The sequence below is a fragment of the Nonomuraea sp. NPDC003201 genome, from assembly GCF_053590415.1.
In genome coordinates, this window is the sequence record NZ_JBSFTC010000197.1 from 1 (window position 1) to 21590 (window position 21590).

A 21590-nucleotide genomic window follows, 5' to 3' on the forward strand; every position below is an offset into this window, starting at 1 on the left:
GCCTCGATCGCACCGTAGGTCAGCCCGCCCATCGCCAGAACCGCGCTGACCTGGCCCGGCCAGTCGAAGGGGACGCGCCGGTGGGGCGAGCGCCGCGTGCGGGCGAGCAGGATCAGGGCCGCCGCGGCTACGGGCAGGTTGATGAAGAAGATCAGCCGCCAGCTGAACATGGTCAGCAGTCCGCCCAGGACGGGGCCGCACGAGGAGGCGACGGCGCCGCCCATCGCCCACACCGCGACCGCCCGGCCCCGCCGGACCGCGTCCGGGTAGGCGTGGCCGATCAGCGCCATCGAGGAGGGCATCATCACCGCGGCCGCCGCGCCCTGGACGAGGCGGGCGGCCACCAGCGCGCCCAGGTTCGGCGCCAGACCGCAGGCCGCCGAGGCCAGGGCGAAGATCGTCACCCCGATGCCGAAGGCGCGGCGCGCACCGACGCGGTCGGTCAGAGAGCCGGAGGACAGCAGCAGCGCGGCGAACATCAGCGTGTAGCCGTCGACGACCCACTGCAGCCCGGTGATGCCACCACCGACGTCGTACCGGATCGACGGCAGGGCGACGTTGACGATGACCGCGTCGAGGGTGATGACGAAGAAGCCGAGCACTGCGGCGGCCAGCGCGCGGCCGGCAAAGGCCCGCGGCCGGTCGGCGCCGGCGGCGATGGTCGGGCAGGCGGTGCGCGTGGTGGGCATCAGCGGTGATCTCTTCGCAACGCGGAGCGGGCAAATGGACGGGCTGCTCAGGGCTGCGGCCACACCGTGACGGGCGAGCCGTACATTGATGGCGCGGCCTGGCGGAAAGGCGGGGCCAAGGCGGCAACCGCTCCTCAGGACCTGGGCATCAACCAGGAAACCGCAGGTGGACGCGGTGAGGGAGTCCCTGTCGTTGCCTGTACTGGCAGAACACCCCACGCCGGGTTTGAACTGGCCGGATGCATCCCGTACGACGACAAGCCCCGCACCGCTCCCGCGACGAACACCCGGCCCCGGACGGCCGCCGCGCTTCTGGGTGCCCGGGTTGTTGAACACCGCGTCCAGCCGGGTCTTCACCGTCGTTACCATGGCGGCGGCAGCACGTACGACCGGCACCAGCCGGGAAGCGCTGATGGGACAGCCGCAAAGAGTTCCTGCTGTTCCCTGTACTGGCAGAACACCCCACGGCGCCGAGATCCGGCCTACCCTGCGAAGACATGGACAACCGCAGTGAGGTTCGCGAGTTCCTGATCTCGCGGCGAGCCAAGATCACCCCACGGCAGGCCGGGCTGCCCGCCTACGGCGGCCACCGGCGCGTCCCCGGGCTTCGCCGCGAGGAGGTCGCCATGCTCGCCGGCGTCAGCGCCGAATACTACGCCCGCCTGGAGCGAGGCAATCTCAGCGGCGTCTCCGAAAGCGTCCTGGAATCCCTCTCCCGCGCCCTGAAGCTGGACGAAGCCGAACGCGCCCACCTGTTCGACCTGGCCCGAACCGCCAACGCCGGCCCCCGCACCCGCCGTCGCCCCACCCAGCAGCAGATCCGGCCCGGCATCCAGCGCCTCCTGGACTCCATGACCGACGCGGCCGCCTATGTCCGCAACGGACGCCTGGACATCGTGGCCGCCAACCGGCTCGGCCGGGCCCTCTACGCACCCGTCTTCGACGATCCGGTCCGGCCCGTCAACCTCGCCCGGTTCCGCTTCCTCAACCCCCGCGCCCACGACTTCTACCCCGACTGGGACGAATCCGCCCACACGACCGTGGCCCTGCTGCGTACCGAAGCAGGCCGCGACCCCTACGACCGGGCGCTGACCGACCTCGTCGGCGAACTCGCCACCCGCAGCGAGGAATTCCGCGCTCTGTGGGCCGCCCACAACGTCCGCCTGCACCACACCGGCGTCAAGAACTTCCACCACCCCGTCGTCGGCGACCTCAGCCTTTCCTTCGAAGCCATGCCCCTGCCCGCCGACCCCGGCCTGACCCTCACCGCCTTCAGCGCCGAACCCGGCACCCCTGCCCACGACGCGCTCACCCTCCTCGCCAGCTGGGCCTCCACGCTCGAACAGACCGAACCAGCCCGCGAAAGCGACCAACCCCGCACCACGGACGCCTGACCAGCGTCGGCCACGAACCAGCCCCCACCCCTACCCCAGGGTGCGCCGCGCCGTCATCGCGCATTCTGGCTCACCTGCCCCGGGGCGGTGATCCGAAGTGTTCCGGGCAGCCGCGACGGCCGGGCACCGGTCGGCCGCGTGCGTCGGGGATCCGGGCCGGTCCGGTAACGTTTTGCGACGTGGCCCACTACTTCTCCGAACAGCCGAAGGCAGCGAGCAAGCCGGGCTCCGTCGACCTGGTCCTGCCCGATCTGCACCTGCGGCTGGAGACCGACAGCGGCGTGTTCTCGCCGGAACGGGTCGACGTGGGCACGCGCATCCTGCTGGAGACCGTCCCGCCGCCACCGCAGGAGGGCGATCTGCTCGACCTGGGCTGCGGGTACGGGCCGATCGCGCTGACCATGGCCTCCCGGGCACCCGAGGCGACCGTATGGGCCGTCGACGTGAACCGGCGCAGCCTTGAGCTGACCGCCAGGAACGCCCAAGCCGCGGGCCTTTACAAAGTACGGTCAGCACATATCGATGAAGTACCAGATGACGTGAAATTTCGGGCAATCTGGTCTAATCCTGCGATCCGTATTGGAAAGCAGGCCCTGCACGACATGCTCACCAGGTGGCTGACGCGGCTCACTCCCGACGGCGTCGCCTACCTGGTCGTCCAGAAACACCTCGGCTCGGACTCCCTGCAGCGCTGGCTCGGCGAGCAGGGCTGGCACGCCTCCCGCGAGGCCAGCCGGGCCGCCTACCGCATCCTGAAGGTGACCCGATGAGAAGGCAACTGCGCCCCACCGACGTCAAGCGGCTCAACCGCACCTGGCGCAGGAACACCCAGAACCGCCTCGCCATGATCATCGAGTCGGTCACCGGCCCGTTCAACATCGGCTCGATCTTCCGCAGCGCCGCCGCGTTCGGCGTGGACGAGATCTGGCTCGCCGGCAACGCCACCCCGCCGACCAACCCCAAGGCGGGCAAGACCGCGCTCGGCACCGAACGCCTGGTCACCTGGCACGAGCCGATCCTGGCCACCGAGGCGGTCAAGGCCGCCAAGGCGGGGGGCTACACCGTGCACGCCATCGAGCTGACCGCCGAGGCCGTGCCGCTGCACCGCGCCGACCTGGGCCGCGACGTGTGCCTGGTGGTCGGCAGCGAGGACCACGGCTGTTCCCCCGCGCTGCTCGAGGCCGTGGACGGCGTCTGCTACATCCCGCAGGTCGGGCGGGTCGGGTCGTTCAACGTGGCGGTGGCCGCCGCCATCGCGCTGTCCGAGGCTCGCCGCCAAGAGTGGGAGAATCTCCTCGAACCGTAACCGAACCGTTCACCCACGGAAGGCATACTCAGGACGTGCTGAGCCGTCGATTCGCCTTTCTCGACCATCCGGGCCCGCTGGCCTTCGCGCATCGCGGAGGCGCCGCCGAGGGCGCGGAAAACTCCATCGCGGCCTTCGAGCGGGCGGTCGGGCTCGGCTACACCTATCTGGAGACCGACGCGCACGCCACGTCCGACGGCGTGCTGCTCGCCTTCCACGACCACACGCTCGACCGGGTGACCGACCAGCGGGGCCGCATCTCGGAGCTGCCCTACCGGGCGGTCAGGCAGGCCCGCATCGGCGGGGTTCACGAGATCCCGCTGCTGGAGGACCTGCTGGGCACCTGGCCCGAGGTCCGCTTCAACATCGATGTCAAGGAGGCCGCCGCCATCGCGCCGCTGGCCGAGGCGATCCGGCGTACCAACTCCTATGACCGCATCTGCCTGACCTCCTTCTCCGACGAGCGGCTGACGCTGGCCAGGGCGGCGATGGGCAGGGAGGTCTGCTCGGCGCTCGGCCCGCGCGGCGTCGCCGCGCTGCGCGCAGCCGCGTCCACCTCCGGCTACGGCCGCCTGCTGGCCCGCCTGTCGCGCGCCGGCGTCCCGTGCGCGCAGGTGCCGGTGGGCTTCCGCGGGCTGCGGGTGACCACCCGGAGCCTGGTACGTACGGCGCACGCCATCGGCATGCAGGTGCACGTATGGACCGTCAACGACCCCGTGCGCATGGAACACCTGCTCGACCTGGGCGTGGACGGCCTCATGACCGACAACGTCTCCGGCCTGCGTACCGTCCTGGAGCGCCGCGGTCAATGGCATCCCGGCAGCCTGGCCGCGTGACCCGGCCGGACGGCCCGGGCTCCGCGGCACGAGCGAGCATCGAGAGCACGGCGTACCAGCCCAAAGAAGCCAAGAAAGCCCCATAAGCCTGCAGGCCGGGCCGCCCGGCCGCATAGGAGCGACGCGACACCATGCCCGTACCCGCACCCCCCGCGGCCCTCGACGACTCCCCCGCAGCGCGCCGGCGCGAGCAGCGCGGCTGGTACTTCTACGACTGGGCCAACTCCGCCTTCTACACCACGATCATCTCGGTCTTCCTCGGCCCGTACCTCATCCCGGTCGCCAAGACCGCGGCCTGCGCCAAGGACTTCCCGAACATCGTCTCCGACACGTGCGTGGCCGACTTCGACAAGCTGGTCAACAGCAACCCGGGCCTGGGGTACGTCGACGTCCTCGGCGCCGACATCAGGCCGGCCGCGTTCTTCGCGCTGACGCTGACGATCGCGGTGTTCCTGCAGATCGTGGTGCTGCCCGTGGTGGGCGCGCTGGCCGACCACACCGGGCGCAAGCGGGAGCTGCTCGGCGGCTTCGCCTACGTCGGGGCGCTGGCCACGATGGCCCTGTACTTCGTCGAGGGCGATCGCTACATGCTGGGCGGGGTGCTGTTCATCCTGGCCAACCTCGCCTACGGCTCCTCGGTCGTGGTCTACGACTCGTTCCTGCCGCAGATCTCCACCCCGGCCGAGCGCGACAGGGTGTCCTCGCGCGGCTGGGCCATCGGCTATCTGGGCGGCGGCCTGCTGCTGGCCCTCAACCTCGTCCTCTACACCCAGCATGAGGCCCTGGGGGTTGCCGAGGGCATGGCGGTGCGCATCAGCATGATGTCGGCCGGCCTGTGGTGGGCGATCTTCACGATCATCCCGCTGCTGCGGCTGCGCAACCGTCCCGTACCCGCCCACGAGACCACGGCGCTGCGCTCGGTCGGCGGCAGCTTCCGCCAGCTCGGCCGCACCCTGGCCGAGCTGCGCCGCTATCCGCTGACGCTGCTGTTCCTGGTGGCGTACCTGATCTACAACGACGGCGTGCAGACGGTGATCGGCAACAGCGCGGCCTTCGCCTCCGAGGCCCTCAAGCTCGACAAGACGGTGCAGATCACGGCCATCCTGATGGTGCAGTTCGTGGCGTTCTTCGGCGCGCTGCTGCTGGGCCGGCTGGCCCGCAGCATCGGCACCAAGCGCGCGGTGCTGGCCAGCCTGGTGCTGTGGACGGCGATCGTGGTGGCGGCGCTGTTCGTCCAGGAGGGGCAGGAGCTGCAGTTCTACCTGATGGCGTTCGCGATCGCGATCGTGCTGGGGGGCACGCAGGCGCTGTCGCGCTCGCTGTTCTCGCAGGTGATCCCGAAGGGGCGGGAGGCCGAGTATTTCAGCCTGCTGCAGATCAGCGACAAGGGCTCGGCGTTCATCGGCTCCTTGACGGTCACGATCGCGCTCAATCTGAGCAACAGCTACCGGATCGCCATCGTCTCCATGATCATCTTCTTTATCATCGGCTTCGTCCTCCTGGCCCTGACCAACCTCCCCAGGGCGGTCCGCCAAGCCGGCAACGAGGTCCCCGACCGCATCTGACCCCATTCCCCGAGCAAACCCTTCGCGCCCGCTCCCGGAAAGTTCAGTCGTTTGGGCCGTGTGACGGATCGGGGCTGGAGTCAGGCAGGGGTTCAGAGCTCGGGTCGGCCGGAGCGTCGGGGCGCGGGCCGAGCTTGTGGGCGATCCAGAACGCCGCCCCTGCGAGGGCGGCCGTGCCCACGATGGCGAACAGCACCCACCACCCCCGATGACCGTTGCCGTACGAGTCGCCGGTGGTGCGCCCGGCATCGGAACCCGGCGCGCCCGTACCATCCGGTGCAGCCGTACCGCCTGGCGTGCCCGTACCGCCTGGCGTGCCCGTACCGCGCGGCTGGGATCCGCCCGGGGGCGACCAGCCTCCGTCGCCAGGTGAGGTTGGCGAGCCGCCGGTATCGGGCAGAACGGACGAGCCGCCGTCGCCGGGGCGAGTCGCCGCGTCGTCAACGTCGTGCGAGGGCGGCCACCCCTCGGCTCCATCGAGGGACGACCAGTTGCCATGGCCCTCAAGCGGCCCCCAGGCCCCACCGTCCGACGACCAGCCCCCGCCGTCTGACGACCAGCCCATGCCGACAGGCAGCGAGCCTCCCCCACCAGGCGGCCAGCCTGCGGCACCAGACGGCGAACCTGCCCCGTCAGGCGACAGACCCACTGCGCCAGGCGGCGAGCCGGCACCACCAGGCGGCCGACCCGCGACACCTGCCTGCGAGCCGGCAGCAGCCTGCGAACCGGCACCACCAGGCGACTGGCCCACGCCACCAGACGGCGAACCGGCACCACCAGGCGACTGGCCCACGCCGCCAGACGGCGAACCGGCACCACCAGGCGACCAGCCTGCGGCACCAGGCGGCGAGCCTGTGCCGGGCTGCGCGGTCGAGCTGTGGGAGTGGCCAGGTCCTTGGGGAAGCATGGCGGCGTCTCGAGACGGCGAGTCCACGCCGGAGGGCGGCAGCCCGTTGGGCGGCGTCTGTGAGCTGCCGGCGCCGCGTTGCGCGGGCCCGCTCCCGCCTTTCCAGGTCGGTGAAGTGGCGCCGACTGACGCCTGTGAATCCGGTCCGCCTTGGGGGTGTAAATCCGACCCGCCTCGCGCCAGTGAGCGTCCGTCGCGCTTCTGCGGCTCTCCGCTGGCACGCGGTGGTGACGGACCTGCGACGCCCCGGAAGGTGCGTGTCCCGTCACCGGCGCCCGAGGGCCCTGGGCCGTGCGAGGCACTCTGCCCCTCACCGCCCCCCAACCCGCTGGAGGGGGACGGTTGCGCCTCCGCCCCACCCTGTGATCGTCCGTCGTCCGAGCGAGGCCGCAAGCCCTTGCCTGGTCTTGAGCTCCCGCCTGATCCGGCGCCTGGGCGGTCCCCCGCCGGACCCGTGCGCGCCGCTTTGCCGTCCCCATCGTCGCCCTCCCCGTCATCGTCATCGCCCCCGTCGCCATCCGCGGAGGCGGCGGCGGCCTGGACCGTGCCGAGCGGCGTCACCGCCCAGGCCTCCCGCCGCCCTGGTAGCGCCGCCGTGGTGCCCAGGACGAGCGCGACGGTGACGGCCAGCAGGAGCCATCGTGGTCCCCATCTCATCGGCGTCTCCCGTCGGTAGGTCCCGTACGCTGCCGGTTCTCAGCCTGCGGGCCTACGATGGCGCCTTCGTTAGCGGCGGATGAGAGGTCTCTCATCGACAGGCGGAGGCCCGATCCCGGAAGCCGTCCAAGGCGGCACGCCGGTCACGGCACTCCGGACGACTCTGATCGCTACAGCCGGGGGCTGGCTGCAGGCACGGCGGTGCGACTGGTGATCTGGTCACGGCGACCCGGGACGCCCCCGGGTGCAACGGCGCGGCGGATGTCCTCGTCACGACGTTCAGGGGCGCGGGCGGTCACGGCGGTGCGGTGGGTGGGTTGGTCGCAGCGTGCGGTTGCGCACCCGGTCACGACGACACGGCCGATGGGCTGGTCACAGCAGACCCGGCCGTGCCCGGTCGGCAGTGCGGTCGGTGTGATGGTCGCAGCGAGCGGTGGCATACCCGGTCACGGCGGCACGGCCGATGGGCTGGCCGCAGCAGACCGGGGCGTGCCCGGTCGGTGTGATGGTCACCCGATCACCGCAGTACGGCCGGTGGGATGGTCGCGGCGAGCGCGTGCCTGGTCATGACGGTGCTGCGAGGAGCATGGTGCCGGGGCCCTGGGCCGCTCCGGGGCCGCGTACGGCTGAGACCGTGTCCGCGGTGGCCGCGCCGCCGCAGTGTGGGCAGGTGACGACGGGGGTGAAGCGCTCGCCACAGGAATGCACCAGGAGCGCGGGCGGGCCGCCCGGCGGCGTGGACCAGCGGTCGCCCCAAGCCATCAACGTCAGCAGCGCCGGCACGATGTCGCGGCCCGCCTCGGTGAGGACGTACTCGTGGCGCACAGGGCGCTCCTGGTACGGCCGCTTCTCCACCACGCCGGCCGCCACCAGATGCTCCAGGCGGCGGGTCAGGAGGTTGCGCGAGATGCCCAGGTCCTCCGCCAGGTCGTCGAACCTGCGCAGTCCCAGGAACAGGTCACGCAGGATCAGCGGTGTCCACGGCTCGGCGACCACGCCGACGGCCTGGGCGATGGAGCAGTGCATCTCACCGAACCTGTTCATGGACCCAGGATAGTGGGTTGATAAAGTGAACCCATGACAGTTCACATTCAGGACTCACCTGCCGCCGCCTACCGCCGGGCCGGCGAGGCACACGACGTCGATGCTCTCGTCGCCACGCTGGCCGACGACGTGGTCTTCCGCTCGCCACTCAGTGCCAACGCCGCCTTTCAGGGCAAGGAGCAGGTACGGGAGCTGTTCTCGGTCGTGTTCGGCGTGCTGTCGGACCTGCGCTATCAGAGGGACATCGGCGACGAACGTACGCGGGCCCTGACGGCGACCGCCCGGCTCGGACGCCAGGAGATCCACGAGGCGGCGCTGGTCGAGGTGGGCGAGGACGGGCTGATCAAGGAGATCACCATGTGGATCCGGCCCCTGCCGGGACTGACGGCGATGATGGCCGCGCTCGGCCCCGGCATGGCGCGCACTACCGGCAAGCCGGGCCTCCCCTGGCTTGTTGCCGCCGCCGTCAAACCGCTGGCGGTGATGACCCGCTTCGGCGACAAGACCCTGGTCCCGCTCCTGACCCGCAGGCGTCCCCTCTAGAGCCCAACAAGGGCGCCTGCCTTGTGCCGCTCCGCCCCGGGGCGGCTTCGTCCCACGCCAACCCGTTCCACGCCGACCTGCCTTGTCCGCCCCCTCCGATGGCGGGCACCCGCGGGAGGGCGGGAATGTACCTGTCCCACCCCGCCTGCCAGCTCCGCCCGGCCCGGCCGCACGTTGCCCGTCCCAGGCCGACCTGCCTTGCCCACGCCACCGACACCGGGCGTCCGCAGGAAGGGCGGGAAGGTCGCCTGTCCCACCCACCCCGCCCAGTTCCGCCTGGTCCCAGGCAAACCTTCCTTGCCTGCGCCCACCGATGGCGGACGCCCGCGGGAGGGGCCGGAATGTCGCTTGCCCCGCCCGCTCCGCCCCCGTGCCCCGCTCCGGCCTGCCCGGAGGATGGTCGCGCTCGCTGGGTTCAGGAAGCCCCGGTCAAGCCGTACGAGAGCCCACGATCCGCCACGTCACACACCGCTCTGGAGGTTCACTGATCCGAAGAGAGAGCAGTGCTCTTGACAGCGCCTCCCTGAAGCGAGAGCATTGCTCTCACTAAAGAGCAACGCCCTCTTAAAGGAGCATTGATGGCCTCCAGGCTCACCTCTCTGGCCTTCGCCGCCGCCGGCATCCTCTTCCTCGTTTATCCCGCGATCCGCCCTTCCGGCGACGACGCCACGGCCATGGCCTCCACGGCGTGGGTCGCCGGGCACGCGGCCGCCATGCTCGGTTTCGTGCTGCTCGGCCTGGCCGTGCTCGGGCTGCACCAGGTGCTCGGCGACCGCCTCTCCCTGCGTGCCGCCGCTGTTACCTGGGTGGGCGCGGGACTGACGCTCCCGTACTACGGCGCCGAGGACTTCGGTCTGAACGTGATCGCCCGGCGCTCCCTCCACGACCAGGCGCCCGCGCTGATGGAACTGGCCGAGGAGTTCAGGTACGGGCCCATCGCGATCACCATGTTCGCCGTGGGGCTTGTTGTCCTGGCCGTCGGCGCGGTGATGGCGGCGATCGCCGTCTGGCGGTCCGGAACGCTGCCCAAGTGGAGCGGGACGGCTCTGGCGCTGGGGTTCGTGCTGTTCATCCCGCAGTTCTTCGGCCCGTACCCGCTGCGGATCGTGCACGGCGCACTGATCATGATTGGCGGGCTCTGGCTGGCGGGGGCCCTGGTCAGGGCCGGAACGCGGGCCCGATCGGCGACTGTGTGAAGAACCGACGCCCCAAGCGCGATTGGATCACCCCGCGGGTGGGAATCCCATCACGGTACCAAGCGTTAGACACCGTGGGAGACAGACCCCCCACGCAAGGGGGCCCTGTAGGAGGCATTTAGACATGGGCGAGCGCGCGCTTCGTGGCACCCGGCTCGGGGCAACCAGCTACGAGAACGACCGTAACACGGATCTGGCCCCACGCCAGGAGGTGTCCTACACCTGTCCTAAGGGCCATCGCTTCGAGGTTCCGCTTGCAGCCGAGGCTGAGATCCCCGCTACCTGGGAGTGCCGCATGTGCGGCGCGACCGCGGTGCGGGTGGACGGCGAGCAGCCGGAGTCCAAGAAGGTCAAGCCCCCGCGGACACACTGGGACATGCTCCTGGAGCGGCGGTCGATCGAAGATCTTGAGGAGGTGCTCAACGAGCGGCTCGCGGTTCTGCGGGCCCAGCGTCGTAAGAGCGCCTGACCTCCTCTCACGGTGAAACCCCCGGGCTACCCGCCCGGGGGTTTCTTCATGCCCGCACCACGAAGATGCCCACACCACGAAGGTGGTGCCAGGGTCAGGTCTGGACAGCAGGGCCTGGGGGCCGAGTCCTTGAGGGTGGCATTTGCCCACCGCAGTTGCCGGAGTGTCTGCGGATGGCGGAGTTGCGTCAGGGCGAGGAGTTTTCCCTGTTTCGCCGCCTGAGGAGCAGGCCGGGCCCGGAGCGGCGGGCGAGCCGCTCCGGGGCCTTCTCGCGCAGGCGTTCCGCCACGGAGATCTCACGGGAGGGGTCCAGGCCTTGGGCCTTGCCCGCCTCGGCGTGTTCGCGGATGTGGCCCAGGTGTTTGGTGCCGATGCCCCCGTGCGCGATCAGAGCGAGCGTGTAGTGCTCCCCCAGGAACAGCTGGCCGGTGGTGTAGAAGCCGATCGCGCTGGGGCCGTGATCGTCGAGGAGCCGCCGGACGTGGTCGGTCCATCGTGGTGGGCCCAGTTCGGTCTCGACCGGCCGCCCGTTCTCGCGGATGAGGGTGCGTACGCGCCGGTCGGGCGCGTTGGCGGCCTGTCAGCCGCACGGGTCCCTCGGCCCGAAGCGGCCGTGGTTGACGCGATCCGGCGCGCACCGGCGCACCCCGACGCGATCCCGCGCTTACCCCCGCGCACCCAGCGCGATCCTGCGCGCCCGGGAGCCGATAGATCCCGAACGCACACCCACACCGGGACGATCAGTCGCGGTCCTCGCGGATGACCTCGCCGTGCACCACCCGGCCGCCGTCCGGCACCTTCACGTCCTGCTGGGGCGGGAAGAGGTTCGCGTACGGGGAACTCGCGGCCAGCCGCTTGACCCGGCGGTCGAAGAACCAGGCTCCCAGGCGGCGCATCAGCGGCCGCGTGAACGGCAGGATGCACAGGAACCCGAAGACGTCGGTGAAGAAGCCCGGCGTCAGCAGCAGCGCGCCGCCCACCAGGACCAGGCCGCCGTCGGCGAGCTCCCGCTCGGGCATCCGGCCGGACCCGATCGCCTCCTGGAGCGCCCGCCAGGCCCTGCGGCCCTCGCGGCGTACCAGCCAGGCGCCGAGCAGGCTGTCGGCGATGAGCAGGGCCACGGTGGCGGGCCCGCCGATCACCGAACCCACCTGGATGAGCAGCCAGATCTCCAGGACGGGGACGACCAGGAAGGCCAGGAAGAGCAGCAGCCGCATCGTTTCCTCGATTCCGCACCAGCGCGTTACACCAGGAACAACGGCCGACGGTCCCAAAGCGTTCCAGGCTGTCAGCGCGCCCTGGGCACCGAGTCGAGCAGCAGCCTGGTGTAGGGATGCTCGGGCTCCGCCAGCACCCTCGCGACGGGCCCCCGCTCGACGACCACCCCTCGGTGCAGCACCAGCGTGTCCTCGCACAGGTGGCGTACGACGGCCAGGTCGTGGCTGACGAACAGCAGCGCGACGCCGGATTCGGCGCGCACCCGGTTGAGCAGTTCGAGGATCTGCGCCTGGATGGAGACGTCCAGCGCGGCCACGGCCTCGTCGAGCACGAGCACCGACGGTTCCACGGCCAGCGCCCTGGCGATGGCCAGGCGCTGCCGCTGCCCGCCGCTGAGCTGGTGGGGCCGGGCCCCGCCCTCGCGGGTGCCCAGCCCGACCTGGTCGAGCAGCTCGGGGACGCGCGAGCGGTCCCCGCCGTGCAGCCTGAGCGCCACCTGCAGGCACTCGGCGGCGGTGAGCCGCGGGTCGAGCGACAGGTAGGGGTCCTGGAACACCATCTGGATCTCGCGGGCCCGCCGGAGCCGCGCCGCCCGGCCGCGTTCCCTGGCCGAGCGCGCCCGGCCGTCCACGGTGATCGTGCCGGAGTCGGGCGTGACGAGGCCGACGAGCATGCGCGCGATCGTCGTCTTCCCCGACCCGGACTCCCCGACCAGGCCCAGCGAGCCGCCCGGCGGCAGCTCGAAGGACACCTGGTCGGCGGCCACCGAGCCGTGGAAGGACTTGCACAGATCGTGTACGCCGAGCATCACGCCTCCACCAGACGGCAGGCGGCGGAGCCGCCGGACACGGTCACGGGCCGCGGCGACCACTCCTCGCAGGCGTCCGCGGCCCGCGGGCACCGCGGCGCGAACGGGCAGCCGGCGAACGTGTCGTCCAGCGAGGGCGGGCGGCCGGGGATGGGCCGGAGGGGACGGGGATCGTCCAGCTCCGGCGTGCAGGCCAGCAACCCGGCCGTGTACGGGTGCCGGGGGTCCTCGAACAGCTCCTTGGCCGGTCGCGACTCGACCACCGTGCCCGCGTACAGCACGTGCACCCGGTCGCAGAAGGACGCCGCGAGGTGCAGGTCGTGGGTGATGAACAGCATGCCGAGCTCCCGCTCCGCCTGGACCTCGCGCAGCAGGGCCAGCGTCTCGGCCTGGGTGGTGACGTCGAGCGCGCTCGTCGCCTCGTCGGCCAGCAGCAGCGCGGGGTCGGCGGCCAGCGCCGCGGCGACGACCACCCGTTGCAGCATGCCGCCGGACAACTCGTGCGGGTACTGCCGCATGCGCAGCTCGGGATCGCGCAGGCCGACGGCGGCCAGCAGCTCCACCGCCCGGGCGCGTGCCTCGGCCTTGGGGCGGCCCAGCGTGTGCACCATGCGCTCGGTCAGGAAGTCGCCGACCCGGCGGACCGGGTTGAGCGAGGAGCGCGGGTCCTGGTAGATCATCGACACCTGCGAGGCCCGCAGGTCCCTGAGCCGGCCCGGGTCCATCGCGAGCACGTCCTCGCCCGAGACCAGCACCCTGCCGGAGGCCGCCGCCCCGGCGGGCAGCAGCCGCAGCACCGCCCGGGCCAGCGTGGACTTGCCCGACCCCGACTCGCCGACCAGGCCCACGATCTCGCCCTTGCCGACGGCCAGCGACACCTCGCGCAGGATCGGCCGCCGGCCGCCCGCCGCGATCGTCAACTCCTCCACGGAGAGCAGCATCAGGTCCCCCTCACGCCCATGCGGTCGGCCAGGCGTACGCCGATCACGTTGAACGACACGACCACCAGCGCGATGGCCGCGCCCGGCACCAGCACCGGCAGGAAGGCGCCCTGCACGATCGCCGGTTGCCCTTCCTTGACCATGAGCCCCCAGTCGGACGACGGCGGCTGCGCCCCGAACCCGAGGAAGCTCAGCGTGGCCAGGCTCATCAGCCCCTCGCCGAACAGCACGACCAGGTAACCCACGATCGAGCGTGCCATGTTGGGCACCAGGTGCCGCACGCAGATCGCGAACCCGCCCATGCCCTGGACGCGGTAGGCGTCGATGTACGGCTTGCCGCACTCGCCCAGCGCCACGCTCCTGGTGTAGCGGGCGATCGTCGGCGTGTACGCCAGCCCGAGCGCGACCACGGCCGTGGTCATCCCGTTGCCGAACACCGCGACGACCAGCACCACGAACAGCAGCCCGGGGAAGGCGTACATGACGTCGGTCAGCCTGGACACGACGGCGTCCACCCAGCCGCGGTGCCAGGCGGCCAGCGTGCCGAGCGCGACGCCGAGCACGGAGGCGATGGCCAGCAGCGCCAGGGGGCCGATCAGGGAGGTGCGGGCGCCGTACAGGACCCTGGTGAACAGGTCGCGGCCCGACTGGTCGGCGCCGAGCAGGTGCTCGGGCGACATCGGCGCGAGCGTGGCGGCGAAGTCGACCCCGTCCGGCTCGTACGGGGCCACCAGCGGCGCGAACACCGCCGCCACCACGACCAGCACCAGGAAGGCGCCGGCCAGCCGGTAGCCGAGCGGCCGGGCGGCCTTCGGAGAGAGTGTGGCGACCATCGTGGTCATGCGGGCCTCCGCACCCTGGGGTCGATCAGCGGCTGGGCGAGATCGACGAGCGTGGTCACGAGGATGTACGCGCTCACCATGAGCAGCATCACCGCCTGCGTCACCGGGAAGTCGTGCGTGTTGATCGCGTTGACCAGCAGCGAGCCGACGCCGTTGAGCCCGAACGCGGTCTCGACGGTCACCGTGCCCGCCAGCATGCCCGCCGTGACCAGCCCGCACATGGTCACGATCGGCCCCAGCGCGCCCCTGAGCACGTGTCTGACCACGATCAGCCGCTCGGACAGCCCGGACGCGCGGGCCACGGTCACGTGGTCGAGCTCGCGCTGCTCCACCATGGACTGCCGGGTCACCCGGCTGATGATGGCCAGCGCGCCGAGCGCCAGCGTCACGGCGGGCAGCGTCAGGTGCCACAGCGACTGGCCGCCCATGACGGGGAACCAGCCGAGCTGCACGCCGAACAGCGAGATCAGCGCCGTGGCCACCACGAAGGGCGGCACCGAGGTGGCGAACGTCGTGCCCGCCACCACCGCCGAGTCGGTGCGCCCGCCGCGCACCGCGGCCAGCACCCCGAGCGCGACCCCGAACACCACGAACAGCACCGCGGCGTACGCCACCAGCCCGAGCGTGCTCGGCAGCCGCGCCATCAGCAGGTCGAAGACCTGGTCGTTGTACTGGGTCGAACGCCCGAGGTCGCCGGTCGCCGCGTCGCCGAGCCATCGTGCGTACTGCACCAGGAACGGGTCGTCCAGGTGGTATTCGGCCCGGACGGCGGCGAGGTATTCGGGGGTGAGGTTCTCCTTGCCGCCCGCCAGGAACGTGACCGGGTCGCCGGGCGCCGCGTAGGACGCCCCGAAGATCACGAACGAGGTGGCGAGCAGCGTGACGAGCAGCCCGGCCAGCTTGCGCACCATGGACTCAGCCCTTGGCCCCGAGGTCGGCCGCCCACGGGTAGCCCATGTTCACCTGCGAGGCCGGGGGCCCGGTCACCTTGCTGCCGAGCACGACCGCGTTGGGCACCTCGACCAGCGAGATCCACACCATGTCGGCGGTGAAGCGGCGCTGCAGCTCGATGACGTCCTTGGCGCGGGCCGCGTCGTCGGTGGCGCTCAGCGCCTTGGCGACGAGCCCGTCGTACTCGGGCGAGCTGAACTTGACCCAGTTGTTCGACGAGCCGGTCAGGCCGTTGTCGTAGAAGCCGATCGGGTCGGACTTGGTGATGTACCAGTCGTCGGGCACCAGGTCCACCTGCGCGCGCAGCGACTTGTCGGTGTAGAAGCTGCCGAACTCCGAGGCGGGGACGGTCTTGATCTGCGCGGTCAGCCCGATCTTCTTCGCCGCGTCGACCACCGCGTTGGCGATCACCGTACGGGCCTGCTCGCCGTTGGTCGCCACGATGATCGGCTCCTTCGGCGACCCGGCCTCCTGCACGAGCTTCTTGGCCTCCTCCAGCCGCGGCGTCTCCGGCGACCCCTGGAGCTGGTCGTAGGCCGCCTGGAACGCCTCCTTCTCGTAGGACCACGCCCCCGCCCCGACCGGCACCTTCCACGGCCTGGCCAGCCCCGCGAACCCGGACTTGGCGATGCCCGCCCGGTCGACCGCCAGCGACAGCGCCCGCCGGATCCGCGCGTCCTTCATCACGCCGCGGTCGGTCGGCAGCAGCACGAACACGCGCGTGGTCGCTCCGTAGGCCACGCTCACCGCCTGGTTGCTCTGCAGCGCCACCGCGGGCCCGGTGTCCGACAGGTACGCCCCCTGCGCCGCCCCCGTGACCAGGCTGTTGACCAGCGCCGTGTCGTCGGCCCACTGGAAGGTGACGCTCTTGGTGAGCGGCTTGACGTCCTTGTTCCAGTACGCGTCATAGCGCTCGATCGTCAGCTGGCTGCCGGACTTCCACTCCTTGAGCCGGTAGGGCCCGCTGCAGGCGTCTTCGTGCCCGGGTGTGCCGAAGTCCTTGCCGAGCTCGTCCACGACCTTCTGGTTCAGGACGATGCCCGCGCCGCCCGCGAGGGCCTGCACGAACAGCGCGTTGGGCCGCTTGAACGCGATCGAGACCTCGTGATCGCCGGTCTTGGTGACCGACTGCACGTCCTCGAACTCGTCGGACTCGTCCTTGCCCTCACCCGAGTGCCGCTTGAGGCTCCACACGACGTCGTCGGCGGTGACCGGCGAGCCGTCGTGGAACGTGGCGTCCTGGCGCAGCGTGAGGACCATGGTCTTGGGGTCGGGTTGCTCGGCCTTCTCGGCCAGCCACGGCTTGACCGTCATGTCGGGCTGGGTCTGCATGAGGCGCTCGCAGACGTTGGCCATGACCGTGCGGTTGTCGGTGCCGCCGTCGAGGTCGAGGTCGAGGGTGCCGGGCTCCTGGCCGAGCAGCCAGACGGCGTTGTCGAGCGGGCCTGCCGCCTTCGGCGTGCGGTCGACCAGCGTGAGCGTGGCCGGGTCGGGCGCCTTGGTGGTGGCCGCGGGGCCGCCGCAGGCCGCGGTGAGAGCGGCGAGCCCGAGCAGGGCGAGGGTCTTCTTCACGGGGTCACTTCTCCATGCGGTCCGTCGTAGAGGTTCCAGGGCACGCGCTCGTACTCGTGGTCGCAGGGCGTGCCGGCCGCGATCAGGTAGTCGCCCGTGGTGAGGTCGACGCAGCTCGACAGCAGGGTCGCCCACCGTTTGACGGCGGGCTGGGTCTCGTCGGGGTGGGTGCAGAGGGACTCGGGGTAGCCCAGGTGGTCGGACATGGCGAGCCTGATCCGCTTGCGGGCCTCGTCGGTGCCGGACGCCTCGGCCACGGTACGCAGCCCGCCCTCGGCCCTGGGCACCCGGAACAGCGAGTCGGCCGAGCCGGGCCGGTAGGTCGCGGCCAGCTGTGGCGGCACGAACGCCTGGTAGTGGTTGCCGTGCACGAGCAGCCCGTCGGTCGGGTACATCCAGCCGATCGCGCCCGGGGTAGTCTCCAGATCGATGGCGAACCCGTCGCGATGGGTGACCAGCGCGTTGCTGGCGATGTGGGCCCGCGACTTGGTCAGCGCCTCCAGCGCGGAGTTGAGGTTGCCGCTGTCGAGCACCTTGCGCCTGATCAGCGTCTGCGGCACGCCCACCGAGTCGTCGAAGCGCCCGCCGAGCCCGTTGGCGTTGAGCGCGATGCCCGCCGAGTTGGCCCCCTGCCGCCCGACCTGCCCCGCCTCCACGTGCATGATGACCGTCGGCCGGCCGGGCTGCACCACCCTCAGCACCATCACCGTGTCGGAGACGCCGTCGCGCCAGTCCCAGTTCTGGCCCGCGTAGACGTGGCCGTCGCCGGAGGCCTGCGGCATCAGCGCGAACGACGTGCACCCGTCGGGCCCCATGGAGCCGAACGTGGTGTCGTAGATGATCTCGCCGCGGGCGTTGAGCGCCAGGATGTCGAGGAAGCCGACGCCGGCGCCCTCGGCGATGCCCTCCATCTCCTCGACCAGCTCCGGCGCGAACTCCTTGCTGGGCTCGACCCAGCGCGCCGCACGCGCGCCGACCTGCTCCCACGACAGGCCGCTGGAGTGCGCGAACGCCTCGGCGTAGTAGGCCAGCGCGCGGTGCACGCGGTCGCGGGCCTGCTCGCCGTACTGGCGCCCGCGCTCGCGTGGAGCGCCGGAGATCTCGACGAGGGGCAGGGATGTGAGGCTCAATGGTGCTCCTTGGACCGGCCGGCGTCCTGTAACGTTCATTTCAAGGGACGGCAAGTCTGTAGCGGTCGTTTCCAAAGACAGAGTAATGAGCGCTACACGGGAGTCAAGAGTCGTAATGGAAAATACACACAGCCCAATCGAGCAGCTCAGGGCCATGGTCAGGCAGCTGTGGGATGAGCTGTCACCGGCTGAGCGGGCCGTGTGCCACTATTTGATCTCGGCCTCGCCCGAGCAGATCCTCTTCGCCAGCGCCCAGGAGCTGGGCAGCGCGACCGGCACCAGCAACGCCACCGTGGTGCGCACCATGCAGCGGCTGGGCTTCGGCGGCCTGCCCGGGCTCAAGCGGGCGCTGGCGGCCGAGTTCACCTCGTCCGTGGCGCCCGACGTCCGGCTCAAGCGGCGCATCGGCCACGTGGGCCAGGACCTGTCGGCCATCTGGGAGCGGGTCTTCGACGAGGCCCGCGAACGGATCGACCACTGCCGCCGCCTGCTCGACCCCGAGGCGTACAAGAAGGCCGTGGAGCTGCTGGTCAACGCGCCAGGAGTGCTCGTCTACGGCGCCGGCGCGTCCGACCCGGCGGCCCGCCACCTGGCGCTCAAGCTGGGCCGCCGGGGCCACCGCGCCCGCGCCACCTCGGCCACCGGCTTCGCGCTCGCCGACGACCTGCTGTCGCTGGCCCACGACGAGGTGCTCGTCATCTTCCAGCCCGGCCGGCGGCTCAAGGAGATCACCGTGCTGATCGAGCGGGCCCACGCGGTGGGCGCGGGCATCGTGCTGATCTCCGACGAGCTCGGCGGCGAGTTCGCCGAGCGCGTGGACGCGGTGCTGGCCGCGCCGCACACCCCCACCGGCATCACCGGCGAGCCCCTGGCCGGCATCCTCGTGGCCGACGCGCTGCTGCTGGCGCTCGACTCGCTCGACGAGCCGCGATCCGTCGAGCACTCCCACCAGCTCAACGCGCTGCGCGAGCAGCTGCTCGGCCCGCGTTTCCGCTAGTGAGGGCCGCCGCTCCGCTAGTGAGGGCCGCCGCGCAGCCGCTTGGGCAGGCCCGTGACGCCCCACAGGCCGATGCGCCACAGCGCCTCGGACATGACCTTGCCGCTCATCTTGCTCTTGCCCACCGTCCGCTCCACGAACGTGATGGGCACCTCCACCACCCGTAGCCCGTTCCTGGACGTGCGCAGCGTGAGGTCGACCTGGAAGCAGTAGCCCTGCGACTCCACGCCGGACAGGCCCACCTTCTCCAGGGTGGCGGCGCGGTAGGCGCGGAACCCGGCGGTCGCGTCGCGCACGGGCAGGCCGAGCATCACGCGGGTGTAGAGGTTGGCGCCCTTGGACAGCAGCTCGCGCCGGTGCGGCCAGTTGACGACCTTGCCGCCGGGCACGTAACGCGACCCGATCGCCAGGTCGGCGCCGTCGGCCAGCGCCTCGAGCAGCTTCGGCAGCTCCTCGGGCTGGTGGGAGCCGTCGGCGTCCATCTCGACCAGGACGTCGTAGCCCTCCCGCAGCCCCCAGCGGAACCCGGCGATGTACGCCGCGCCGAGGCCCTGCTTGGTCTCCCGGTGCAGGACGTGGACGTGGTCGTCGCCGTCGGCCAGCCCGTCTGCCACCTCGCCGGTGCCGTCTGGGCTGTTGTCGTCGGCCACGAGCACGTGGACCTCCGGCAGCGCCGTCCGGATCCGCTCCACGATCATGGGCAGGTTGTCGCGCTCGTTGTAGGTCGGTACGACGACGAGCACCCGGCCGAGAGTCTCCATCATCAGTCGTTCCTCATCCGATCGCCTCGCCGCCTGCCCCGCCACGCGGCGACTCCTGCCGCCGCCGCTCCCATCACCATCAATGCCCACTCGGGAACCGCGCCCACCGTGGTGGCGATCGTTTCCTGGGTGCGTACGGGCACCTTGACCACGTTCATGTCCGCGATCAGTTCGCGGGTCTGCCAGGAGACCTTACCGTCAGGTCGGATGTAGGCGGAGATCCCCGTGGTGGCGGCGGCCACGACCGCCCGGTTGTGCTCGACGGCGCGCAGCTTGTACATGGCCAGCTGTTGCGTCGGCAGATTCGACAGCGCGTACGAGGCGTTGTTGGCCTGCATCGCCAGGACCGTGCCTCCGGCGCGCACGGTGCCGCGCACGGTGTCGTCGTAGGCCACCTCGTAGCAGTTGACCGCGCCGATCGTGATCGGGCCCAGCTTCAGGTCGCCCGGCTTGTCCCCCGGGATCGACTGCCGTCCGACCAGGCTCGCCCGCTCCCACAGGGCCAGGACGAGGTCCTTGAACGGTGTGTACTCCCCGAACGGGACCAGATGCTGCTTGTCGTAATAGGCGCCGGGGCCGGTCACCGGGTCCCAGACGAGGCTGCGAGTGGCGCGGGACTCCTCGCCGATCGCGACCACGGCTCCGATCAGCGTCGGGACACCGACGTCGCGGACGGAGTCCTGGATGATCTCGCGGGCGTACGGGTCCCGGTAGGGGTCGATGTCGGTGGAGTTCTCGGGGAGGACGACCGCGTCGGGTTTGGGGAGTTTCCCTTCGCGTACGGCCTGGGCCAGGCGTTTCGTCTCATTGGCATGATTTTTCAGGACAACGGCGGGTTCGTCTCCCAGGAAGCCCATGCCCCTGCCCGGGACGTTCCCCTGGACGATGCCGACGTTGACCGTCCGCCCCTCGTCGCCCGGCCTGGGGAGCGCCAGTGTCAGCACCGGCACGGCCAGCGCCAGGATCGCCGGCACGGCCCTGCGCCACCCGCCCTCGACCTTGGGCCGGACCAGGACGGCGTAGGCCAGCAGGGCGCCGCACAAGGCCACGGCGAACGACACCAGGGGCGCGCCGCCCAGCGCGGCGTACTGCGTGAACAGCGACTCGCTCTGACTGAACGCCAGCCGCGCCCACGGGAACCCGCCGATGGGCACCTGGCTGCGGACCCACTCCATGGCCACCCAAAGCCCGCCGAACCACAGCGGCCACGCGCGCAGCCTGAACACCAGCGCGGCCAGGGCGGCCATGACGGCGTAGAACACGCTCTCGGTGGCGACCAGCATCAGCCAGACGTCGTCGCCGATGGGCCGCACCCAGGCGAGGGTGGGCAGCAGGAACACCAGGGCGATCAGGTAGCCGAGCCAGGCGGCCCTCCTGGGCCGGGTGCCGTAGAGGGACGCGACGATCAGCCCGACGCCGATCGGGGCGGCGGGCCACCAGTTGAGCGACGGGAACGCGGTGTACAACGCCGCTCCGCCGACCACACCCGCCACGACGCGGGCCCACAGCACCCGCCCCGGCTCCCGGCTTCCCGGACTCACCGTCTCGGACGCAGCCGGCCCCTTGGACACGGGCTCAGCGGTGGGCTCAGCGTCGGGCTCAGCGGCGGGCCCGGACGGCGACGCGGGGCGAGCGGCGGCGGGCGACGCGATATTGGAGGCAGCGGGCGACGCCGTGTGAGGCGTGGACGCCCCCTCAGGCGCAGGCGGAAAGTCGGACGCGGGCGCGGCAGGCGCAGGCGCGGCGTCAGGCGCAGGCGCGGCG

General features: G+C 71.3%; 20 protein-coding genes. 9 read left to right on the top strand and 11 right to left on the bottom strand.

From position 1 onward, the window contains the following. Positions 1-689, bottom strand: a 689-nt coding sequence (locus ACWDX9_RS42285) for an MFS transporter (RefSeq protein WP_449964909.1), incomplete at its 3' end; no start/stop codon positions are given. A 497-nt stretch (positions 690-1186) separates the two neighbouring features. Here ACWDX9_RS42285 and ACWDX9_RS42290 point away from each other — a divergent pair. The 5 genes from ACWDX9_RS42290 (at position 1187) to ACWDX9_RS42310 (ending at position 5790) form a co-directional block, all read left to right on the top strand. Further along, the gene (locus tag ACWDX9_RS42290; protein ID WP_449964911.1) at positions 1187-2083 is read left to right on the top strand and encodes a helix-turn-helix transcriptional regulator; all 897 of its coding nucleotides are present in this window, start codon (positions 1187-1189) and stop codon (positions 2081-2083) included. Positions 2084-2262: 179 nt separating this feature from the next. Further along, positions 2263-2853 carry a class I SAM-dependent methyltransferase gene (locus ACWDX9_RS42295; protein ID WP_449964914.1) on the top strand — a complete coding sequence of 197 codons (591 nt, stop codon included), beginning with the start codon at positions 2263-2265 and terminating at the stop codon, positions 2851-2853. Beyond that, on the top strand, positions 2850-3389 hold the full coding sequence (locus tag ACWDX9_RS42300) for a TrmH family RNA methyltransferase (RefSeq protein WP_350734572.1): 540 nt from the start codon (positions 2850-2852) through the stop codon (positions 3387-3389). The genes ACWDX9_RS42295 and ACWDX9_RS42300 overlap by 4 nt, the downstream gene beginning before the upstream one ends. Positions 3390-3427: 38 nt before the next feature. Beyond that, the gene (locus tag ACWDX9_RS42305; protein ID WP_364241828.1) at positions 3428-4225 is read left to right on the top strand and encodes a glycerophosphodiester phosphodiesterase family protein; all 798 of its coding nucleotides are present in this window, start codon (positions 3428-3430) and stop codon (positions 4223-4225) included. Between the two features lie 131 nt (positions 4226-4356). Continuing rightward, the gene (locus tag ACWDX9_RS42310) at positions 4357-5790 is read left to right on the top strand and encodes an MFS transporter (protein ID WP_449964916.1); all 1434 of its coding nucleotides are present in this window, start codon (positions 4357-4359) and stop codon (positions 5788-5790) included. 2128 nt (positions 5791-7918) lie between these two features. Here ACWDX9_RS42310 and ACWDX9_RS42315 read toward each other — a convergent pair. Next, on the bottom strand, positions 7919-8398 hold the full coding sequence (locus ACWDX9_RS42315; RefSeq protein WP_449964919.1) for a winged helix-turn-helix transcriptional regulator: 480 nt from the start codon (positions 8396-8398) through the stop codon (positions 7919-7921). Between the two features lie 33 nt (positions 8399-8431). Between ACWDX9_RS42315 and ACWDX9_RS42320 the strand changes: the two genes are divergently transcribed. The 3 genes from ACWDX9_RS42320 (at position 8432) to ACWDX9_RS42330 (ending at position 10606) form a co-directional block, all read left to right on the top strand. Then, entirely contained in the window at positions 8432-8941 is a 510-nt protein-coding gene (locus tag ACWDX9_RS42320; RefSeq protein ID WP_449964921.1) for a nuclear transport factor 2 family protein, read from the top strand. 578 nt (positions 8942-9519) lie between these two features. Then, positions 9520-10137 carry a hypothetical protein gene (locus ACWDX9_RS42325; RefSeq protein WP_449964923.1) on the top strand — a complete coding sequence of 206 codons (618 nt, stop codon included), beginning with the start codon at positions 9520-9522 and terminating at the stop codon, positions 10135-10137. A 124-nt stretch (positions 10138-10261) separates the two neighbouring features. Beyond that, positions 10262-10606: an RNA polymerase-binding protein RbpA gene (locus tag ACWDX9_RS42330; protein ID WP_185074387.1), complete on the top strand. Its 345-nt coding sequence runs from the start codon at positions 10262-10264 to the stop codon at positions 10604-10606. A gap of 740 nt (positions 10607-11346) precedes the next feature. Here the strand turns inward: ACWDX9_RS42330 and ACWDX9_RS42335 are convergent. From ACWDX9_RS42335 to ACWDX9_RS42365, 7 genes are all read right to left on the bottom strand, one after another. Continuing rightward, positions 11347-11823: an FxsA family protein gene (locus tag ACWDX9_RS42335; RefSeq protein ID WP_449964926.1), complete on the bottom strand. Its 477-nt coding sequence runs from the start codon at positions 11821-11823 to the stop codon at positions 11347-11349. A 71-nt stretch (positions 11824-11894) separates the two neighbouring features. Beyond that, positions 11895-12632, bottom strand: a complete 738-nt coding sequence (locus tag ACWDX9_RS42340) for an ABC transporter ATP-binding protein (RefSeq protein ID WP_449964928.1) — start codon at positions 12630-12632, stop codon at positions 11895-11897. Next, positions 12632-13573, bottom strand: a complete 942-nt coding sequence (locus tag ACWDX9_RS42345; protein ID WP_449964931.1) for an ABC transporter ATP-binding protein — start codon at positions 13571-13573, stop codon at positions 12632-12634. The genes ACWDX9_RS42340 and ACWDX9_RS42345 overlap by 1 nt, the downstream gene beginning before the upstream one ends. Continuing rightward, positions 13573-14415, bottom strand: coding sequence for an ABC transporter permease (locus ACWDX9_RS42350; RefSeq protein WP_350734588.1), 843 nt, complete (start codon positions 14413-14415; stop codon positions 13573-13575). Before ACWDX9_RS42350 ends, ACWDX9_RS42345 begins: the two co-directional genes overlap by 1 nt. Further along, the gene (locus ACWDX9_RS42355; protein ID WP_350734590.1) at positions 14412-15326 is read right to left on the bottom strand and encodes an ABC transporter permease; all 915 of its coding nucleotides are present in this window, start codon (positions 15324-15326) and stop codon (positions 14412-14414) included. Before ACWDX9_RS42355 ends, ACWDX9_RS42350 begins: the two co-directional genes overlap by 4 nt. A gap of 4 nt (positions 15327-15330) precedes the next feature. Then, complete coding sequence (locus ACWDX9_RS42360) at positions 15331-16938, bottom strand: ABC transporter substrate-binding protein (RefSeq protein ID WP_449964934.1); 1608 nt, start codon at positions 16936-16938, stop codon at positions 15331-15333. After that, positions 16935-18068, bottom strand: coding sequence for a C45 family autoproteolytic acyltransferase/hydolase (locus ACWDX9_RS42365; protein ID WP_449964937.1), 1134 nt, complete (start codon positions 18066-18068; stop codon positions 16935-16937). The genes ACWDX9_RS42360 and ACWDX9_RS42365 overlap by 4 nt, the downstream gene beginning before the upstream one ends. A 154-nt stretch (positions 18069-18222) precedes the next feature. Between ACWDX9_RS42365 and ACWDX9_RS42370 the strand changes: the two genes are divergently transcribed. After that, a complete protein-coding gene (locus tag ACWDX9_RS42370; RefSeq protein WP_350734596.1) occupies positions 18223-19065 on the top strand; it encodes a MurR/RpiR family transcriptional regulator in 843 nt (280 codons plus the stop codon). Positions 19066-19082: 17 nt separating this feature from the next. Here ACWDX9_RS42370 and ACWDX9_RS42375 read toward each other — a convergent pair whose 3' ends face one another. Together ACWDX9_RS42375 and lnt are read right to left on the bottom strand one after the other, a co-directional pair. After that, positions 19083-19829 (bottom strand): polyprenol monophosphomannose synthase, encoded by a 747-nt coding sequence (locus ACWDX9_RS42375; protein ID WP_350734598.1) that lies wholly within the window; start codon positions 19827-19829, stop codon positions 19083-19085. Then, positions 19829-21367 (bottom strand): apolipoprotein N-acyltransferase, encoded by a 1539-nt coding sequence (gene lnt / locus ACWDX9_RS42380; RefSeq protein ID WP_449964940.1) that lies wholly within the window; start codon positions 21365-21367, stop codon positions 19829-19831. The genes ACWDX9_RS42375 and lnt overlap by 1 nt, the downstream gene beginning before the upstream one ends. Positions 21368-21590 lie beyond the last annotated feature (223 nt).

What these genes read in the sequence shown, in the direction of transcription:
- ACWDX9_RS42355 (WP_350734590.1), bottom strand. Translation starts at nt 15,326, where the DNA reads ATGGTGCGCAAGCTGGCCGGGCTGCTCGTCACGCTGCTCGCCACCTCG.
- ACWDX9_RS42320 (WP_449964921.1), top strand. Translation starts at nt 8,432, where the DNA reads ATGACAGTTCACATTCAGGACTCACCTGCCGCCGCCTACCGCCGGGCC.
- ACWDX9_RS42310 (WP_449964916.1), top strand. Translation starts at nt 4,357, where the DNA reads ATGCCCGTACCCGCACCCCCCGCGGCCCTCGACGACTCCCCCGCAGCG.
- ACWDX9_RS42330 (WP_185074387.1), top strand. Translation starts at nt 10,262, where the DNA reads ATGGGCGAGCGCGCGCTTCGTGGCACCCGGCTCGGGGCAACCAGCTAC.
- ACWDX9_RS42350 (WP_350734588.1), bottom strand. Translation starts at nt 14,415, where the DNA reads ATGACCACGATGGTCGCCACACTCTCTCCGAAGGCCGCCCGGCCGCTC.
- ACWDX9_RS42315 (WP_449964919.1), bottom strand. Translation starts at nt 8,398, where the DNA reads ATGAACAGGTTCGGTGAGATGCACTGCTCCATCGCCCAGGCCGTCGGC.
- ACWDX9_RS42370 (WP_350734596.1), top strand. Translation starts at nt 18,223, where the DNA reads ATGGTCAGGCAGCTGTGGGATGAGCTGTCACCGGCTGAGCGGGCCGTG.
- ACWDX9_RS42290 (WP_449964911.1), top strand. Translation starts at nt 1,187, where the DNA reads ATGGACAACCGCAGTGAGGTTCGCGAGTTCCTGATCTCGCGGCGAGCC.
- ACWDX9_RS42335 (WP_449964926.1), bottom strand. Translation starts at nt 11,823, where the DNA reads ATGCGGCTGCTGCTCTTCCTGGCCTTCCTGGTCGTCCCCGTCCTGGAG.
- ACWDX9_RS42345 (WP_449964931.1), bottom strand. Translation starts at nt 13,573, where the DNA reads ATGCTGCTCTCCGTGGAGGAGTTGACGATCGCGGCGGGCGGCCGGCGG.
- ACWDX9_RS42375 (WP_350734598.1), bottom strand. Translation starts at nt 19,829, where the DNA reads ATGATGGAGACTCTCGGCCGGGTGCTCGTCGTCGTACCGACCTACAAC.
- ACWDX9_RS42340 (WP_449964928.1), bottom strand. Translation starts at nt 12,632, where the DNA reads ATGCTCGGCGTACACGATCTGTGCAAGTCCTTCCACGGCTCGGTGGCC.
- ACWDX9_RS42325 (WP_449964923.1), top strand. Translation starts at nt 9,520, where the DNA reads ATGGCCTCCAGGCTCACCTCTCTGGCCTTCGCCGCCGCCGGCATCCTC.
- ACWDX9_RS42300 (WP_350734572.1), top strand. Translation starts at nt 2,850, where the DNA reads ATGAGAAGGCAACTGCGCCCCACCGACGTCAAGCGGCTCAACCGCACC.